At 58.6% G+C, this 17,233-nt stretch carries 17 protein-coding genes and 2 tRNA genes; 13 read left to right on the forward strand and 6 right to left on the reverse strand.

Going from position 1 to position 17,233, the window contains the following annotated elements; all coding sequences use genetic code 11:
• Window positions 1-5: 5 nt before the first annotated feature.
• A complete protein-coding gene (locus SJY21_RS14430) occupies window positions 6-1,643 on the reverse strand; it encodes a phytoene desaturase family protein (protein WP_377512186.1) in 1,638 nt (545 codons plus the stop codon).
• Between the two features lie 142 nt (window positions 1,644-1,785).
• Here SJY21_RS14430 and SJY21_RS14435 point away from each other — a divergent pair, with 142 nt between their 5' ends.
• From SJY21_RS14435 to SJY21_RS14465, 7 genes are all read left to right on the forward strand, one after another.
• Window positions 1,786-2,442 (forward strand): TetR family transcriptional regulator C-terminal domain-containing protein, encoded by a 657-nt coding sequence (locus SJY21_RS14435; RefSeq protein ID WP_377512189.1) that lies wholly within the window; start codon window positions 1,786-1,788, stop codon window positions 2,440-2,442.
• Between the two features lie 102 nt (window positions 2,443-2,544).
• Window positions 2,545-2,618: transfer RNA gene (locus tag SJY21_RS14440), tRNA-Gly, on the forward strand.
• 98 nt (window positions 2,619-2,716) lie between these two features.
• Window positions 2,717-4,510 carry an ABC transporter transmembrane domain-containing protein gene (locus tag SJY21_RS14445; protein WP_377512192.1) on the forward strand — a complete coding sequence of 598 codons (1,794 nt, stop codon included), beginning with the start codon at window positions 2,717-2,719 and terminating at the stop codon, window positions 4,508-4,510.
• Between the two features lie 104 nt (window positions 4,511-4,614).
• The gene (locus SJY21_RS14450; RefSeq protein ID WP_377512195.1) at window positions 4,615-6,507 is read left to right on the forward strand and encodes an acyl-CoA synthetase; all 1,893 of its coding nucleotides are present in this window, start codon (window positions 4,615-4,617) and stop codon (window positions 6,505-6,507) included.
• Window positions 6,508-6,558: 51 nt separating this feature from the next.
• The gene (locus tag SJY21_RS14455; RefSeq protein ID WP_377512198.1) at window positions 6,559-6,978 is read left to right on the forward strand and encodes a thiol-disulfide oxidoreductase DCC family protein; all 420 of its coding nucleotides are present in this window, start codon (window positions 6,559-6,561) and stop codon (window positions 6,976-6,978) included.
• A complete protein-coding gene (locus tag SJY21_RS14460; RefSeq protein WP_377512201.1) occupies window positions 6,975-8,585 on the forward strand; it encodes a DUF4166 domain-containing protein in 1,611 nt (536 codons plus the stop codon). Before SJY21_RS14455 ends, SJY21_RS14460 begins: the two co-directional genes overlap by 4 nt.
• 57 nt (window positions 8,586-8,642) lie before the next feature.
• The gene (locus tag SJY21_RS14465) at window positions 8,643-9,572 is read left to right on the forward strand and encodes an endonuclease/exonuclease/phosphatase family protein (RefSeq protein ID WP_377512204.1); all 930 of its coding nucleotides are present in this window, start codon (window positions 8,643-8,645) and stop codon (window positions 9,570-9,572) included.
• 8 nt (window positions 9,573-9,580) lie between these two features.
• Here the strand turns inward: SJY21_RS14465 and aroQ are convergent, their stop codons facing one another.
• The 5 genes from aroQ to SJY21_RS14490 form a co-directional block, all read right to left on the reverse strand.
• A complete protein-coding gene (aroQ, locus tag SJY21_RS14470; RefSeq protein ID WP_377512207.1) occupies window positions 9,581-10,027 on the reverse strand; it encodes a type II 3-dehydroquinate dehydratase in 447 nt (148 codons plus the stop codon).
• 203 nt (window positions 10,028-10,230) lie between these two features.
• Entirely contained in the window at window positions 10,231-11,262 is a 1,032-nt protein-coding gene (locus tag SJY21_RS14475) for an XcyI family restriction endonuclease (protein ID WP_377512210.1), read from the reverse strand.
• Window positions 11,255-11,659, reverse strand: coding sequence for a DNA cytosine methyltransferase (locus SJY21_RS14480; RefSeq protein ID WP_377512213.1), 405 nt, complete (start codon window positions 11,657-11,659; stop codon window positions 11,255-11,257). Before SJY21_RS14480 ends, SJY21_RS14475 begins: the two co-directional genes overlap by 8 nt.
• Window positions 11,649-12,389, reverse strand: a complete 741-nt coding sequence (locus tag SJY21_RS14485) for a DNA cytosine methyltransferase (RefSeq protein WP_377512216.1) — start codon at window positions 12,387-12,389, stop codon at window positions 11,649-11,651. Before SJY21_RS14485 ends, SJY21_RS14480 begins: the two co-directional genes overlap by 11 nt.
• Window positions 12,390-12,531: 142 nt before the next feature.
• Window positions 12,532-12,606, reverse strand: a tRNA-Thr gene (locus tag SJY21_RS14490).
• An 86-nt stretch (window positions 12,607-12,692) separates the two neighbouring features.
• Between SJY21_RS14490 and SJY21_RS14495 the strand changes: the two genes are divergently transcribed.
• Genes SJY21_RS14495 through SJY21_RS14520 form a run of 6 tightly spaced genes read left to right on the forward strand, consistent with a single transcriptional unit; the run spans window position 12,693 to window position 17,230 of the window.
• Window positions 12,693-12,845, forward strand: coding sequence for a hypothetical protein (locus tag SJY21_RS14495; RefSeq protein WP_377512218.1), 153 nt, complete (start codon window positions 12,693-12,695; stop codon window positions 12,843-12,845).
• A 6-nt stretch (window positions 12,846-12,851) separates the two neighbouring features.
• Entirely contained in the window at window positions 12,852-14,123 is a 1,272-nt protein-coding gene (gene murA, locus SJY21_RS14500) for a UDP-N-acetylglucosamine 1-carboxyvinyltransferase (RefSeq protein WP_377512221.1), read from the forward strand.
• Entirely contained in the window at window positions 14,120-14,596 is a 477-nt protein-coding gene (locus SJY21_RS14505; RefSeq protein WP_377512224.1) for a DUF2948 family protein, read from the forward strand. Before murA ends, SJY21_RS14505 begins: the two co-directional genes overlap by 4 nt.
• A 13-nt stretch (window positions 14,597-14,609) precedes the next feature.
• Window positions 14,610-15,386, forward strand: a complete 777-nt coding sequence (locus SJY21_RS14510; RefSeq protein WP_377512226.1) for a hypothetical protein — start codon at window positions 14,610-14,612, stop codon at window positions 15,384-15,386.
• A 56-nt stretch (window positions 15,387-15,442) separates the two neighbouring features.
• On the forward strand, window positions 15,443-16,747 hold the full coding sequence (gene hisD, locus SJY21_RS14515) for a histidinol dehydrogenase (protein WP_377512228.1): 1,305 nt from the start codon (window positions 15,443-15,445) through the stop codon (window positions 16,745-16,747).
• Between the two features lie 3 nt (window positions 16,748-16,750).
• Complete coding sequence (locus tag SJY21_RS14520) at window positions 16,751-17,230, forward strand: UPF0262 family protein (RefSeq protein ID WP_377512231.1); 480 nt, start codon at window positions 16,751-16,753, stop codon at window positions 17,228-17,230.
• Window positions 17,231-17,233: the final 3 nt, after the last annotated feature.

The raw sequence follows: 17,233 nt of genomic DNA on the forward strand, positions 1-17,233 counted from the left end.
CTCCTTCACGCAGCAAAGCTGGGCATGGATTTCGCCTTGCCGATGTCGCGCAGGATTTCGCGCGCCGCATTCGCCCCCGGTGCGGCCATGACACCGCCACCCGGATGGGTTGATGACCCGACGATATACATGCCGCGAATGGGCGTGTCGTATTGCGCGTATCCGGGCACGGGCCGGTTAAAAAGCAACTGGTCGAACGTCAGTTCCCCTTGAAAGATATTGCCCTCGGTCAGACCGACTTCACGTTCGATGTCCCACGGTGTGCGGATCTCGGCGTGCACGACGCGTTGACGAATATCGGGGCAGGCCACCTCCAGCTTGTCATAGACACAATCGGCAAAGGCCGTGCGCGCCGCATCGGTCCAGTTTTCTGCGGCGCGCAGGCCGTCGACCTCAAGGTCATAGGGGGCGTATTGCACAAAGACCGTCATCATGTGCTTGCCCGGCGGTGCCATTGTCGGGTCGATCTGACTGGGGATCAGCATGTCAAAGTAAGGGTCAGACGACCACCGCCCGTCTTTCCAGTCATCATAGGCGCGTTCCAGTTCGTTCAGGGACGTCGAACAATGCATGTCCCCGCGCAGGAAACTGGCCCCTTTTGGGGCAGCAGGAAACGACGGCAATTGATCAAGCGCGATGTTCAGTTTGGCTGACGATCCGCGGATCTTGAAACGTTTGACCGCCTTGGTGAAATCTTCGGGCAGATCGGCTTGGTCGGTATGGTGCAGAAACGTGCGTTTCACATCCATGTTGGATGCCACGATCGGCGCGCGGTATTCATCGCCGTTTTCCAAAGCAACGCCGGTGATCTTCCCGTTCTTGACAACGAAGCGATCAACACCAGCGCCCATGACGATTTCCCCGCCCGCCTCGGCGAAGGCGGCGCCAAGCGCGTTTGATATCGCGCCCATCCCGCCACGTGCAAAGCCCCAGGCACCAATCGCGCCGTCCACATCGCCCATATAGTGATGCAGCAAGACATAGGCGGTTCCGGGCGAATAAACGCCAAGGCCCGTGCCGATGATGCCCGATCCGGCAAGATGGGCCTTGATCAGGTCATTTTCGAAATACTCGTCCAGAAAATCGCCAATCGACATGGTCCAAAAGCGCAGGGTTTCACCCAGTTCCCTTGCGCCCAGTCCGTGGGCCTTTTTGACCAGAAACAACAGCTCGGACAGGTCGCGTGGCCTTAGCGATGTCGGGTCGGGCGCGTTGCGCAAAAGGAATGGCCGGATAAATCTGCACTGGCGGATCACGGCCTGACTAAACCGGTCATAGGCATCGGCATCTCGCGGATTGTGGCGCGCCAATTCGCGGCGCAGCGCGTCATGGTCCGACAGATAGGCAAAGTAATCGCCATCCGGCGTAAACGTCGCGCCGCCCTCATAGGGGATCACTTGCAGGCCAAAGCGCGGCAATTCCAGGTCGCGCACGATTTCACGGCGCAGCAGGGAACAAACGTAAGAGCAGTTGGAATAGGTCCATCCGTCAACTAGCGACCGGCTGACGGCTGCCCCGCCGATCCAATCATTCTTTTCGACGACGAGGGTCTTCAGGCCCGCCTTGGCCAGGTAGCATGCCGTCGTCAGCCCGTTGTGCCCCGCACCTGCGACGATGGCATCATATCTTTCGTGCTTTCCCAACTCTGCCCCCGATGGTTTCGCGCCAGTCTAACGTGACCGCGAAGAACGGTAAAGTTTTTTGAGCGCTCAAACAAACTTTTTTCGGCTGACAGGCAAGGGCGAGTATGGGACAACGTGCCCGAACCAACAGAAAGACGACACGGTGACGGTCAAATCATCTGCACAGCGCCCGCGCAAGGAACGCAAAGAAAATGCGGATATGCGCCGCACGCAGTTGCTCGAGGCGACACGGCGGTCGATCGTGGCGAATGGGTTGGCCAGAACCACCTTGGCAACTGTCGCAAACGAGGCGGGGTTGTCGCAGGGCGTTGCAGTTTTTTATTTCAAGTCCAAGACCGGGCTTTTGACCGAAACGCTGCGCGACCAGTACCAACGCTATGACCAGAACTGGAAAAAGGCGCTGGCGGATGCCGCGGACGATCCGTTGGAACAGGTCATTGCGATGATCAAGGCCGATTTTTCGCCCGACATCTGCAATCCCGACAGTCTTGCCTTGTGGTTCGCCTTTTGGGGCGAAGAAAAATTCACGCCGCAATACGCTGAAATTTCGAGCGAATTTGACAAGGCGCATCGGGATGTCATGCACAGCCTTTGCACAGTGCTGGCGTCCAAAGAAACGGGTCTGGATGGTGACGATGTCTCGGACTGGATCGAAAACGTGTCGGACGGATATTGGCAAAAACTGCACTTGCAACCCGATACCACCACGCCGCAACTGGCGACCGCTGCGACCCTGCGATTGTTTTCCCGACTATTGCCAAGTCACGCAACGCGAATTGCGCAACTCTCGGCCCTGTAAAGGGGCGAAAGTGCCAATGACATATGCAGATGCAGCGCGTCAAAACGTGGCAAAGGTCGCCTTGACGCCCTTTGGCCGGTGAACTAAGCATCCACCTGTTGAGCGGGCGTTGTGTAGTGGTAAGACCTTAGCCTTCCAAGCTAATGACGCGGGTTCGATTCCCGCCGCCCGCTCCAGACTTTCCTTTCATTGCTGACAAATGGGTCTTCGCGCGGCTTGTGATCGATTGTCGGGGCAGGTAAGCAACGCCAACTTCAAAAAATCAGGTGGCACCATGGCCCGAGCCCCGCTCACAACCGACGAAGACCGCGCAAAATCCAAGGAAATTGGCGCGTTGCGCGGGCTTTGGCCCTTCGTTGCGCCGCACAAGGCGATGATGGCGCTGGCACTGGTCGCGCTGGTGATCACGGCGATGATTTCACTTGTGATGCCCTTGGCCGTGCGCCGTGTGGTTGACAACTTCGAGGTCGCGGCAAGCACGATCCTGGACCAGTATTTCGCTGCGGCCCTTGTGATCACTGCCCTTTTGGCCGTGGGCACCGCTCTGCGCTATTATCTGGTGACGCGCCTTGGTGAACGGGTCGTGGCGGACATTCGCAAAGCTGTCTTTGACCGTATGGTGATGATGAGTCCGGCATTCTACGAAAAGATCATGACCGGTGAAGTCCTGAGCCGGATCACGACCGATACCACGCTGATCCTTTCGGTGATCGGGTCGTCTGTGTCGGTCGCCCTGCGCAATGTGCTGATCTTTATCGGCGGGTTCGGCCTGATGCTATTTACATCGCCGAAACTGGCGGGGCTGGTGCTGCTGATCGTGCCTGCGGTGATTATCCCGATCGTCGTGTTGGGGCGCCGGTTGCGCACGCTGGGTCGTGAAAACCAGGATTGGATCGCCGCATCTTCGGGCAGTGCCTCGGAAATTCTGCTGTCCGTGCAAACCGTGCAGGCCTTTACCCACGAACGCCAGAGCCGTGACAAATTCGATGATGTGACCGAAAAAAGCTTTGTGTCGGCCCGCAAGCGGATCAGCACCCGTGCCGTCATGACAGCAATCGTGATCTTCCTTATTTTTTCGGGTGTTGTCGGGGTCTTGTGGATCGGTGCACGCGATGTGCGTGACGATATCATGACCATCGGCGAACTGGTCCAGTTCGTGATCTACGCGATCATGGTTGCGGGGGCTGTGGGTGCGCTGACCGAAATCTGGAGCGAGTTGCAGCGCGCCGCCGGGGCCACCGAACGGCTTGTCGAATTGCTCAATGCCTATGACAGCGTGTCCGACCCTGTCAGCCGCAAAGACACGCCCGACACCCGTCGCGGCGAAATCGCCTTTGAGGATGTGACGTTCCATTACCCGTCGCGCCCCGAAACATCCGCGCTTGATCATGTGTCACTGACCGTGGCACCCGGTGAAACCATCGCGCTTGTTGGTCCCTCCGGTGCCGGCAAAACCACGATCATTCAACTTCTGTTGCGGTTTTACGATCCCGCGAGCGGTGCGGTGCGCCTTGATGGTGTGGATCTGCGCGAGATGGAACGCGCCGATTTCCGTCGCCACATGGCGCTTGTGCCGCAAGACCCTGTGATCTTTGCCGATACCGCCCGCGAGAACATCCGCTTTGGCCGCCCCGATGCAACGGATGCGCAGGTCGAGGGTGCCGCCCGCGCCGCCGCCGCCTATGATTTCCTGATGGCCCTGCCTGACGGCTTTGACAGCTATGTCGGGGAACGCGGCGTGATGTTGTCGGGTGGGCAAAAGCAGCGGATCGCCATTGCCCGTGCAATTTTGCGCGATGCGCCTGTGCTGTTGCTGGACGAAGCCACCAGCGCCCTTGACGCCGAAAGCGAACGCGCCGTGCAACAGGCCGTCGACAAGCTGTCAAGGGATCGCACGACCATCATCGTTGCGCACCGTCTTGCCACTGTGAAAAAGGCGGATCGCATCGTCGTGATGGAAGACGGCCGCATCGTTGCCACCGGCACCCATGATGAACTGGTTGCCCAAGGTGGGCTTTATGCCCGTCTGGCCCGCCTGCAATTCACCGATGGATTGGCCGCCGAGTAGCTGTTTCGCTGCGTCAGTCTTGCCTAAAGCGACATTTGCCCACATCTTGAACCCAGGGAATGCACCGGCGTTAGATCGGGCACACAACAGGGGAGGAGACGACCATGACCTATGCGTCCGTGGCCGATAGAGATGCAATTGTGGCGGAATCCGCATGGGATGACCGCCCTGTGCCGGTCACCCTGCATCAAATGCTGGAAAAGACCGCGACAACACATGCTTCGCGTAATGCGCTGACCTATCAGCTGTTGTCGGACCCCAAGGCCAAGGCCGAAACGTTGTCCTGGACACAACTGCTGGAAAAAACCAACCAGACAGCCAACTTGTTTCGCGAGTTGGGCGTTGGCGAAAACGATGTGGTCGCGTTCCTGTTGCCAAATGCCACGGAAACAGCGCTGACCTATCTGGGTGGCGCGATTGCGGGGATTGTCAATCCGATCAACCCGCTGCTCGATGCCAACCAGATCGCGTCGATCCTGCGGGAAACAAATGCCAAGGTTCTTGTGACCCTGCGCGCCTTCCCCAAGACGGACGTGGCACAAAAGGCGGCCGAGGCCGTGCACCTTGCACCGAATGTGCACACGATCCTCGAGGTCGATTTGCACCGCTACCTGACGGGTATCAAGAAACTGATCGTGCCACTGATCCGCCCCAAGGTCGATATCCAGCATCGCGCCAAGGTGCTGAACTTTAACGCTGAAATTGCCAAGCAGCCGACAGTCTTGAAGTTTGCCGACAGCAAAGGCGACCGCGTGGCGGCCTATTTCCACACTGGCGGCACAACCGGCATGCCCAAGGTCGCACAGCACAAATACAGCGGCATCGTTTACAACGGCTGGCTGGGCAATCGCCTGCTGTTTACCGAAAAGGACACGATGATTTGTCCGCTGCCCCTATTCCACGTCTTTGCGACGATTGTGGTGATGGGTGCGTCCCTGTCATCGGGCGCGCATGTGGTATTCCCGACCCCGCAAGGCTATCGCGGCGAGGGCGTGTTCGACAATTTCTGGAAACTGATCGAACGCTACAAGGTGACATTCATGATCACCGTGCCCACGGCCATGTCCGCGCTGATGCAGCGCCCCGTGGATGCTGATATTTCGTCGCTCCAGATGGCGTTTTCCGGGTCTGCCCCGCTGCCCATCGAACTCTATAAAAAGTTTGAAAAGGCCGCGGGTGTCACGATTTGCGAAGGCTATGGGCTGACCGAGGCGACCTGCCTTGTGTCGATCAACCCGCCTGATGGCGAAAAGAAGGTCGGGTCGGTCGGTTTGCCCTTCCCCTATACCGACATCAAGATCATGTCGGTTGATACCCACGAAGAATGTCCCCCCGATGAAGTTGGCGAAATCTGCGTCTCCAACCCCGGGGTTGTCATGGGTGAAACCTATACCGAGGCCGACAAGAACGCCGATCTTTACTACGCCGGCCCCAAATCCAATGCGCAATTCCTGCGCACGGGCGATCTGGGTCGCGTCGATAGTGACGGTTATCTGTGGATCACGGGCCGCGCCAAGGATCTGATCATTCGCGGTGGCCACAACATCGACCCCGCCGAAATCGAGGAAGCCCTGGCCGGACACCACGATGTCGCCTTTGCCGGTGCCATCGGCCAACCCGATGCCCACGCAGGCGAGGTGCCATGCGCCTATGTCGAACTGGTTGCCGGTGCGACTGTCACCGAAGACGAGTTGATGAAATACGCCAAGGACAACATCAGCGAACGCGCCGCCCATCCCAAGCATTTGCAGATCATGGATGAATTGCCGAAAACCGCAGTGGGCAAGATTTTCAAGCCCGACCTGCGCAAGATGGCGATCACCCGTATCTATGACGCCGCGCTGTCCAATGCTGACGTCGCCGCCGAAGTGGCCGAAGTCGTCGAGGACAAGAAACGCGGTCTGGTCGCGCGATTGAACAAGACGGGCACCGTCACGGATGAAAATGTCCTGCGTGCGCTGGGCGCATTCACCCGCCCGTGGGAATGGGCTGACTAACTGCGCGCATCTGTCGCTTGCGGCGCGCACTTGGCGCTCTAGGGTTGGGTCATGACGCAGCCTGAACTCATGCACAAAGGGCCGGTTGCCGTGATGGACGGCAATTGCGCCCTGTGTGCCTTTGGGGCGCGAATGATCCACCGGCTTGATAAGACTGGCGAGGTGCGCATTTGCCCGATCCAGACCGACCTTGGGCGGGATTTGCTGGCGCGCCACGGCCTTGCGCCCGATGATCCGGATTCGTGGCTGCTGATTGATGGGGATCGCGTGCTGCAGGACTTTGATGCGATGATTTATCTGGGCGAACGCATGGGTGGCTGGGGGCGGCTGATGTCGGTCTTGCGGATCCTGCCACGCCCCTTGCGTGACTGGCTTTATCGCCGCATTGCGCGCAATCGTTATGCTGTGTTCGGCCACGCGGACTTGTGTGCGCTGCCTGATCCGGCCCTGCGCGCAAGGTTAATCGGATGAAGATCACCGTCATCGGTGGCTACGGCGTTTTTGGCGGGCGCCTGGTGCAGCTTTTGTGCCGTGACGGGCACAAGGTGACGGTTGCGGGGCGTGATCTGGCGCGTGCGCAGCGTTATGCGTCTGACTGGGGCGCGCGGGCCTTGGCGTTGGATCGGGGTGGTGATCTGTCCGCGCTGACCGGCGCAGAAGTTGTCGTTGATGCTGCCGGTCCGTTTCACACCTACGGTGACGATCCCTATCGCCTTGCGCGGTTCTGCATTGATGCCGGGGTCAACTACCTTGATCTGTCCGACAATGCGGCATTTTGCGCAGGCATTTCCGCCCTAGATGCCCATGCCCGCGCCGCTGGTGTCTTCGCCCTGTCCGGCGTGTCGAGCGTGCCCGCCCTTTCGTCGGCGGCTGTCACTGCGCTGGCGCAGGACATGGACACGATCGACACGATCAACAGCGCAATCCTGCCCGGAAATCGCGCCCCGCGCGGGCAGTCCGTGGTGGAGAGTATTCTGTCACAAACGGGCCTGTCGTTTCGCCAAACGGTCGATGGCCAGCAAGCGTCGATCCGCTCGTGGTCCGCGCCGCGTGCATTCACGCTCCCTTCGGGCGAAGTGCGCAAGGCTTGGGTGATCGAGGTGCCGGACCAGTCGCTGTTCCCCGCACATTTCAACGCCCGCACGGTCAGCTTTCGCGCAGGGCTGGAATTGGGTGTCATGAACCGCGGTTTGGCGGTTTTATCGTGGCTGCGCGGGCGTTTGCGCGTTGGGATGCCACGCTGGCTGGTGGGGTTGGCAATGATAGGTGCGCGGCTGCTTGCGCCGTTTGGCACTGATCGCGGCGGTATGGTTGTCGCGGTGATCGGGCGCAAGGATGGCGCGTGGCAACGTGCCGTTTGGCGGCTTGGCGTTGATCAGGGCGAGGGGCCGTTCATCCCTGCCGTGCCCGCGCGTGCATTGCTGCGAAACACGTCACAGATCGCTCATGGGGCCCGACCAGCGGTGGGTGAGCTGACCTTGACAGACGCCGCGGCAGCGATGGCCGACCTTGCCGTCACGACGACCCGCGACATCGCGCCAATCACGCCGTTGTTCCCCGCAACGCTGGGTGCGGCTTTCGCGACCCTCGCGCCTGAAATCCGCGCCACCCATGACACGCCCGCGCCGCGCATCTGGCAGGGCCGCGCTAAAGTCACGCGCGGGGCAGGGGTGCTTGCGCGGCTGACGGCATTTTTGTTCCGCTTTCCGCCCGCGCAAGATGACACTCCCGTGCAGGTAATAAAAACACCCCACAAGGGGGGCGAGGTCTGGCAACGCGCGTTTGGCACCTCCACGTTTCACTCGACCCTGCGCGCGACGTCGCAAGGCATCACTGAAAGGTTCGGGGCTTTCACGTTCCTGCTGGACCTGCATGTCGCCGCTGAGAGATTGCACTACCCGATCCGGAAAGGCTGGTGCCTTGGTGTGCCCATCCCGCGCTTTGCCCTACCCAGAAGCGAGGCAAGCGAACGGGTCGAAAACGGGCGGTTTCACTTTGATGTGCGCCTGTCCATGCCCGTGACGGGTCGGATGATCGTGCACTACCAAGGCTGGCTTACGGGGGCCACGGACGCATAAGCGGATAACAGAGCAAGCCGCCTGTATCGTTTGGAACAGTCGGGTCTTTGTGCAACGATGACACAAAGGAGAGCCGATTTGCTTTTGCGCCTGATCAAGACTTTGTTCGCCCTGCTGTTTGTCGCGCTTGCCGTGGTGGGCTGCCAGATCGTGCGTAACACCGACAACGAACCCTTGCCACCTGCCACCGCTGATGCCCTGCGCGTGGCGACCTATAACGTGCACTACATTGTCATGCGGCAGGACACGGGCCCCTGGTCGGTGGGCGATTGGGACCGGCGCAAAGGGCCGCTTGATCTGGCGTTCAAGGCGGTCAATGCCGATGTGATTGCATTTCAGGAAATGGAAAGCTTTGGCGGCCGCTCGCAAACCGATGTGAACCTGACGCTGGACTGGCTGTTGGAAAACAACGCCGGATACGGCGCCGCGGCCACGGGCGATCCGGCGGTGTTTCCGTCAACCCAGCCGATCCTTTACCGCAGGGACCGGCTGGAATTGCTTGATCAGGGCTGGTTCTTCTTTTCGCCGACCCCCGATGTGATTTATGCGCGCACCTTCAACGGGTCATACCCCGCGTTTGCGTCTTGGGCTGTGTTTCGTAATCGTCGGGATGGTCGCGAGTTTCGCGTGATCAACGTGCACACCGATTACGGCAGTCGCAGCAACCGGCTGTTGTCAGCGCAACTGGTTGCCACGCGGGCGCGCCCCTGGATTGCAGCCGGTGAAACGGTGTTTGTCGTGGGCGATCTGAATGCGCGGCACGGCGATCAGACGCTGCGCTATATCGAAGATGCAGGCGTGACCTTTGCACCTGTGGCCGGGGCAACCTACCATTTCAATCGCGGGCTGAACCTGTTCGGCGCGATTGATCATATCGGCTATACCGGCACGGCCCGACCCGTGGGCGAACCTGTTGTTCTGCGCGACAAATTTGCGGGCGAATGGCCAACCGACCACTATCCGGTGATCGTGGATTTTGCGCATTGACGCGCGGTTTACGCGCTGTCGCCAACCAGTTGCCCCATCCGCTGCATCGCCAGCGCGTAGCCTTGCACGCCAAAGCCCGCGATCACCGCATCGGCCCGCAGGCTGACATAGGACTGGTGGCGAAAGCTTTCGCGTCTGTGAATTTGGCTGATATGCACTTCGATTACCGGCCCGTCAAAGGCGTTCAGCGCATCCAGCACGGCGACAGAGGTGTGGGTCAGCGCAGCGGGGTTGATGATGATCCCGGCGGCCTGTTCGCGGGCCTCCTGAACCCAGTCAATGATCTGACCTTCGTGGTTTGACTGCAAGAGCCTGGCCGCCAGCCCGCCCCCCTTGGCCACCTCGGCGCACCGCGCTTCCACGTCCGCAAGCGTGTCATGACCATAAATTTCAGGCTCGCGCTGCCCAAGCAGGTTCAGGTTCGGGCCATTCAGGATATAGATCGTCTTGGTCATGTCAGTGCCTTTGTGGTGCCAAGGTCGCAAGTATGCCTTGGGCGTTGATCTAACAGCAAAAGCGGAAAAAACAACAGCTTGCGGTTTTGCACGGGACAGGGGGATGGTGCTGTGAGAGAGGATTGAACTCTCGACCGCGTCAAAAAAAAACTAGTCACGAACTATTTGCGCTCTTGCGCTAGAACTGCTTGGTTTCGCACTCGCTATGAATATCCTTTGGTCAACCCGATGCACGCGCGCATAATGTTCATAAGCAGCGTGCCCTGTGACTTTCGGTTCTGAATAACATCTGTCATGAGGAAAGTACGAACACCCTTCATACCGCGTAGGCGTTGATCTACTTCTTCCGTGATGCAGGTTGCCACAAGAATGGTTTCCGCCTCAGATGACTCCGCTCGGATGTTTTCAAACGATTTCATCATTGCTCCCAATCTTTCGAGCGCGCCAGCGGGGTCAATTCCAGCCTTGATTTCGACCCCTCCAACGATTTTTGAGTCCGGCGCGATCAAGGTAATGTCAGGCTCGCTTCTAAAACGAAACACTGCGCCATTTGTGGTCATTCCGGACTGCAGTTCCGTTGTATGTTCATCAAGCCATTTGGCATTCAGGTCTTTTCCAAGAATGTCAGTCCCAGTCTTGAGCGTTACCTTTGCAATCTCGCCATGCGACAAGAGTTCCTTGAGGAACAATGTGCGTATGATACGCTCTCCTTCCGAGCCAATTTTGTTGCGCCAACTACCGTCGATAGTTGTGCCCGCCGTCGCATACATTAGTCCCTTCAACTTCTCAGCTTCGGGGAGCGCAATAGAGTATATTGCCGTCAAGTTTTCGTTGATTACGCGCGCGAGCTTGTTAGCCTGCTCTGTGGTGCAATCTGACTTTCCAGTTTCCAAGCGTTCAACGGATGTAACGCCGGAAAGCGTTTTCAGTCCTTTTTGCGAGAATGCCGAGATACAGCGATAATACGTCAGGTAGCGGCTGTTTGAAAGAAGGACGTTCGGATGACACAGGTGTTGTGATAGACTCATCCGTTGTTCTTCAAGGCTTTTTTGGATGTCCCCATTGACTCCAAACTCTGCGCTCTTGCGCCAGTTCAGCGTGTTTTCAATGGCGGCCAAGTTATTCGTAACAAACTCAAATAGACCAACGTAGTTGTTCTTCTCTAAGCTATTGGCAAAAAATGTAGCCCGAAGTTGATACTGTTCAGATATTACTTGTGTTGGGACTTTAGGCATCCTTGTTCAGAAGCTCCAGAATGGACTTCGCAACTGCTTCCGCCAAACGTGGAGGCACCGCGTTCCCTACCTGACCAAACTGGGTCATCGTCGTTTTGCGTTTGCTGCTGTAACTGTCCAGTCTAACACCCAGAAAAACCCAGTTTTTGGGAAACGACTGGAGTGTTGCCAATTCCCTAACCGTAAGCATGCGGTCTTCAGTAGGGTGAATAAAGTCTCGGTAGCCACTTCGCGTTACCGTGGGGCTGACTTTGTCGGGTGAAAGTCGGCGGTATGTTGAGCCGAAGGTCTTGTCTATCTCTGATAGCTTCCTGCCGACCGGCACTTTGCGGATTTTTTCCAACGTGCTGGGGGCGTGAGCGGTTGCGATGTGATTTGGTAACCTTTTAGTAGCCATGCTTTTCAATCCTGCCCTTAATTGTCTTAGAAACTCTTAGCGCTGTCTTAGAGGGAGCGTCAGCTTTAGGAAGGTCTTCAAGGGCTTGGCCAACCGTTACATGGGGTTCAAGTTTCCGTTCGTGGTCAACGTTGCGCGCGCCATGTGTCGGCTCTGGAAACCTATACGCAGTCTCAAGACGTGATCCGACAATAAAAACACGTTCTCTGTTTTGAGGCACGCCATAGTCAGCAGAGTTTAGTACCAAATGCTGCACCGAATACTTTTCGCCAGAATCCAGTGGCTCCGCAAACATCTGCTCAACTTTTCGCAAGACGGTTCCTGCCTGCCAACTCACCATCCCTTTAACGTTCTCTAGGACAAAGGTTTTTGGCTTAAGTTCTCGCACAAGCTCGATGAACTTAAACACCAGCATACCGCGTTCGTCGTTAAGGCCTTCACGGCGCCCCGCCAAGCTAAAGGACTGACAAGGAGGTCCTCCAAAGATACAATCGATCTGCCCAACTTTCAGGCTGGATAGTTCGCAAATTTCCGCCGCGGAAATTTCGTTTATGTCTCGGTTAGCGACCATTGTTTGTGGCAAGTTGTTGCGTAAGGTATCGCAGCAAGACGGATCAATCTCGATAGCAAGTTTGACATCGAACCCAGCGGCAAAAAAACCTGCGTCCATCCCTCCGGCACCGGAAAAGAAGGAAATAGCGGTGGGTTTTTCTTTGTTCACTTGGGTCATACCACATTTTGGATCGAGGTTATTACTTGTGACTAAATGCACATAAAACGCAATAGAATACAACGCGTCGTCGCGTCATTGGTAATGCGATGTATTTCGTGCTGTATCACCAAAGACGGTAGCTTTACCTACCAAATTTGGATGGTGCTGTGAGAGAGGATTGAACTCTCGACCTCACCCTTACCAAGGGTGTGCTCTACCACTGAGCTACCACAGCATCCGTGGCGCGGGAATTAGCGGTTATGTGCAAATGGTGCAAGCCCTCTCTGGACGCTTTTTGCCCTTGTTGGTAACAGGGCGGGTATGGAGCAGAAATCCGGCCAGAAACCCAAGCGCACCGAGGCCCAAATCCGTGAAGAACGGCTCAAGGCAGCGCTGAAGGCAAACATGGGGCGTCGCAAGGCGCAGGCACGGGCACGCGCCGACAATGGCGCGGATAACAAAGAGAAAGAGTAGGCAGGTATGGATTCAATTATCGTCAAGGGCGGCAAGCCGCTAAGTGGGCAAATCCACATTGCGGGGGCGAAAAACGCCGCACTTGCCCTGATGCCTGCAACGTTGTTGTCCGAAGAACCCCTGACGCTGACCAACGCGCCGCGCCTGTCCGACATCAAGACGATGACCGAACTGCTGCAATCGCTGGGCGCGGAAATCACCTCGATGCAGGACGGCAAGGTGCAGGCCATGTCGACCCACGGCACGATCAACACCACCGCCGATTATGACATCGTGCGCAAGATGCGTGCGTCCAATCTGGTGCTGGGGCCGCTCTTGGCGCGCGAAGGCCATGCCGTCGTGTCCCTGCCCGGTGGCTGCGCGATTGGTGCCCGTCCGATGGACATTCACACCGACGGCCTTGAGAAGATGGGTGCGTCGATTGATCTGAAAGACGGTTATCTGCATGCCAAGGCAGCGGGTGGCAAGTTGAAGGGCGCGGTCATCGACTTTCCCTTTGCCAGTGTTGGCGCCACTGAAAACATCATGATGGCCGCGACCCTCGCCAAAGGCACGACCGTGATCAACAACGCCGCCCGCGAGCCGGAAATCGTTGATCTGGCCACTTGCCTGCGCCGCATGGGCGCACAGATTGATGGCGATGGCACAGCGACGATCACCATTCAGGGCGTTGACCGGCTTGGTGGCGCGACCCACCCAGTTGTCACCGACCGGATCGAGCTTGGCACCTATATGCTGGCCCCCGTGATTGCGGGTGGCGAAGTCGAATGCATCGGTGGCCGCATGGATCTGGTCGCCGCTTTCGCTGAAAAGCTTGACGCTTCGGGTGTGAGTGTGACTGAAACCGCCAACGGGCTAAAAGTGGCGCGCAAGAATGGCCGCCCCACGGCCGTGGATGTCACGACAGAACCTTTCCCCGGTTTCCCGACTGACTTGCAGGCGCAAATGATGGCGATGCTTTGCGTGGCAGAGGGGAAATCGGTGCTGGAAGAAAAGATTTTCGAGAACCGCTTTATGCATGCCCCAGAACTGGTGCGTATGGGGGCCGAGATCGAAGTGCATGGCGGCACCGCCACCGTGACGGGTGTGGAACGCATGAAAGGTGCGCCAGTCATGGCAACTGATTTGCGCGCCTCCGTGTCGCTGATCCTTGCGGGGCTGGCGGCCGAAGGGGAAACGCAGGTCAACCGCGTCTATCACCTTGATCGCGGCTACGAACACGTCGAGGACAAGCTGGGTGCGGTCGGCGCTGATATCAAACGGGTCCCCGGATCGTGAGCGCAGACGCCACATTCGAAGACGGCGGCGAAAGCCCGCTGCGCCTGCGGGCGTTGGACGTTGATGACCTGACCGTGATTTCGTCACTGGTCCAAGACGCCGTGTTCCCCGCAAGCGAAATGAAATGGGACAGGGGCAAGCGCCGCTTTGCGTTGTTGATCAACCGCTTCCGCTGGGAAGACGCCGACAAGGCCGCCGCACGTAACCGCCCCGTGGAACGTGTGCAATCGGTGCTGGTGATCGAAGATACGATGAAAGTGCAGACCCAAGGTGTCAGCCGTGACCCTGATACGGTCATGTCGCTGTTGTCGCTGTCATTCAAGGCGGGCGCGGATGGCACCGGCCGTTTGATCCTGACCCTTGCCGGTGACGGCGCGATTGCGGTGGATGTCGAAGCCCTTGAAGTGGTGCTGCGCGATGTGACGCGCCCTTACGCCGCGCCCTCGCACAAAGCGCCCAGCCATGAAACTTAGATAGGTCCGCACCATGAAAACCCCCGCGATCATTGCTGCCAGCTTTGTTGCAGCCGCTGTCGTCGCATTCTTTTTGTTTTTTGGCTACTCGGCTGCGGTGCCGTTCCAACCCGGCTCTGGTGAGTTTACCGTCGAAGATGTCGAGGGTATGCTTCTGGACGGCGTAACAAGCGAAGTGCAACGCGACCTTTACCGTCTTATCGCGGCGGACTATCCGGCCGAATATGCAGCCTTCCTTGCGGAAATGACCACGCTGGCCAACAGCGGCATTCCCAATCTGGAACAGGCAGCCTTTGAAAAGTCGCGCAATTTCACCACCGAATTGCGCATGGACAACGCGCATTACCTCTCCAGCGCCCCATTGGAAAATCTGCGCGCGATCAACCGCGCAACCCTGACCGTGCTGGAAAGCCTTGCGGATCACCCGCCCCTGTGCGCCAAGTTTGCTGTCAGTGGCGGCGCGAACCTGACCATGGCCGAGGTCGAACAGATGGACCTTGATCTGGTCGCCGCGATCGGCAACGAGAACTTTCGCGCGATGGCTGCGGGACGCGATACGCCGGTCACGCATGGTGCGGTGCAAGACAGTGACATCGCCGCGATCGTCGATGGTTGGACGAATGACCCGGCGACCACGCCCGAAATGGAAGCCGCATTGCTGGGTGGCAATATGTCCCATCCGGCATTTTGTGCGGCCAATACCACGTTTCAGGCCTACGTGGCTGAAGCAACGGGCGAAGCAGCGGAGCGCGCCATCGTTTTCATGACAACGGCCGTGGCAACCCAGTAAACCCTTTCATTGATGCGCCCGCGCCCTGCGGCTATGTCAGACCAAAGGAGTCGCAGATGCCGCAGTTTTTCGCCACCACAGACCCAGATTTCGAGGCGCGTTTCACGGCCCTTTTAGGGGCCAAACGCGAAGATAGCCCCGATGTGGACGACACGGTGGCGGCGATCATCGCGGATGTGCGCGCGCGCGGTGACGCGGCCGTCATTGACCTCACGGCGCAGTTTGACCGTTTGCAATTGACGCCTGACACCCTGCGCTTTAGCGAGACCGAAATCGAGGCCGAATGCGCCAAGGTGTCGGCCGACGACCGCGCCGCACTTGAACTGGCTGCCGAGCGCATCCGCACCTATCACGCCCGCCAGATGCCCGAGGATGCCAGCTGGACCGATGACACCGGCGCGACCCTTGGCTGGCGCTGGACGCCTGTGTCAGCGGCAGGCCTGTATGTGCCGGGTGGGTTGGCCAGCTATCCGTCCTCGGTGCTGATGAACGCCATACCTGCCAAGGTCGCAGGCGTTGGACGTTTGGCCATTACCGTGCCAACGCCGGACGGGGTGTGTAACCCGTTGGTCTTAATGGCTGCGCGGATTGCAGGCGTTGACGAAATCTACCGGATCGGTGGGGCGCAGGCGATTGCCGCGCTGGCCTATGGCACGGACACGATCGCCCCCGTCGATAAGATCACTGGCCCCGGCAATGCCTTTGTCGCCGCCGCCAAACGGCGTGTGTTCGGCAAGGTCGGGATCGACATGATCGCGGGGCCGTCGGAAATTCTGGTGATCGCGGATCGGGACAACAACCCTGACTGGATCGCGCTTGACTTGCTAAGCCAAGCCGAACACGACGAAAGCGCCCAAAGCATCCTGATCACCGATGATGCGGCGTTTGGCCAGCAGGTGGCGCAGGCCGTGGAAAAGCGCCTTGAAACGCTGGAACGCCGCGCAATTGCGCAGGCCAGCTGGCGCGACTTTGGCGCGGTGATCACAGTGCATGATATGGAGGAGGCCGCCGCGTTGTCCGACCGCATCGCGCCAGAACATCTTGAACTTTGCGTCGCTGACCCAGATGCGTTGGCCGACAAAGTCACCCACGCGGGTGCGATCTTTCTTGGCGGCTGGACGCCCGAAGCCATCGGCGATTACATTGGCGGGCCGAACCACGTGTTACCCACGGCCCGTTCGGCGCGGTTTTCATCGGGGTTGTCGGTCATGGATTTCATAAAGCGCACGACACTCGCACGGATGACACCCGGCGCATTGCGCGCGATTGGCCCCGCCGCCGAACGGCTTGCCATTTCCGAGAGTTTGGAGGCGCACGGGCTGTCGGTGCGCGCCCGTCTTGATCAGTTGAACGAAGGTTGAACGATGTCGAAAATTACCAAGATTGATCTGGACGACAGCGCCCTGCCGGCCCCCACCGCCGAGATCGAACAGGAACGCAAGGTTGCGATGTTCGACCTGCTTGAAGACAACTCGTTTGTCCTGCCGCGGCGCGAGGACCGTTCGCCACCCCCCGGTCCCTACCACCTTGGGCTGTCGATCCGCGAGCGGCGGCTGGTGTTTGATGTGACAACCGAAGACCACCAGCCTGCGGGCGCGTTTCACCTGTCGCTTGGCCCGTTCCGGCAGGTTGTGAAGGATTACTTCCAGATTTGCGAAAGCTACTTTTCGGCCGTGAAAACAGCGGCCCCCAGCCAGATCGAAACGATTGATATGGCGCGGCGCGGCATCCACAACGAAGGCGCGCGCATCCTGCAAGAACGCCTTGAAGGCAAGGCCGAGGTCGATACCGACACCGCCCGCCGCCTGTTCACCCTCATCTGTGTGTTGCATTTCGGCGGATAGCGC

The sequence above is a fragment of the Octadecabacter sp. R77987 genome (assembly GCF_042466115.1).
Taxonomy (GTDB): Bacteria; Pseudomonadota; Alphaproteobacteria; order Rhodobacterales; family Rhodobacteraceae; genus SW4.

What these genes read in the sequence shown, in the direction of transcription:
- SJY21_RS14445 (WP_377512192.1), top strand. Translation starts at nt 2,717, where the DNA reads ATGGCCCGAGCCCCGCTCACAACCGACGAAGACCGCGCAAAATCCAAG.
- SJY21_RS14450 (WP_377512195.1), top strand. Translation starts at nt 4,615, where the DNA reads ATGACCTATGCGTCCGTGGCCGATAGAGATGCAATTGTGGCGGAATCC.
- SJY21_RS14455 (WP_377512198.1), top strand. Translation starts at nt 6,559, where the DNA reads ATGACGCAGCCTGAACTCATGCACAAAGGGCCGGTTGCCGTGATGGAC.
- SJY21_RS14460 (WP_377512201.1), top strand. Translation starts at nt 6,975, where the DNA reads ATGAAGATCACCGTCATCGGTGGCTACGGCGTTTTTGGCGGGCGCCTG.
- SJY21_RS14465 (WP_377512204.1), top strand. Translation starts at nt 8,643, where the DNA reads ATGACACAAAGGAGAGCCGATTTGCTTTTGCGCCTGATCAAGACTTTG.
- aroQ (WP_377512207.1), bottom strand. Translation starts at nt 10,027, where the DNA reads ATGACCAAGACGATCTATATCCTGAATGGCCCGAACCTGAACCTGCTT.
- SJY21_RS14475 (WP_377512210.1), bottom strand. Translation starts at nt 11,262, where the DNA reads ATGCCTAAAGTCCCAACACAAGTAATATCTGAACAGTATCAACTTCGG.
- SJY21_RS14480 (WP_377512213.1), bottom strand. Translation starts at nt 11,659, where the DNA reads ATGGCTACTAAAAGGTTACCAAATCACATCGCAACCGCTCACGCCCCC.
- SJY21_RS14485 (WP_377512216.1), bottom strand. Translation starts at nt 12,389, where the DNA reads ATGACCCAAGTGAACAAAGAAAAACCCACCGCTATTTCCTTCTTTTCC.
- SJY21_RS14495 (WP_377512218.1), top strand. Translation starts at nt 12,693, where the DNA reads ATGGAGCAGAAATCCGGCCAGAAACCCAAGCGCACCGAGGCCCAAATC.
- murA (WP_377512221.1), top strand. Translation starts at nt 12,852, where the DNA reads ATGGATTCAATTATCGTCAAGGGCGGCAAGCCGCTAAGTGGGCAAATC.
- SJY21_RS14510 (WP_377512226.1), top strand. Translation starts at nt 14,610, where the DNA reads ATGAAAACCCCCGCGATCATTGCTGCCAGCTTTGTTGCAGCCGCTGTC.
- hisD (WP_377512228.1), top strand. Translation starts at nt 15,443, where the DNA reads ATGCCGCAGTTTTTCGCCACCACAGACCCAGATTTCGAGGCGCGTTTC.
- SJY21_RS14520 (WP_377512231.1), top strand. Translation starts at nt 16,751, where the DNA reads ATGTCGAAAATTACCAAGATTGATCTGGACGACAGCGCCCTGCCGGCC.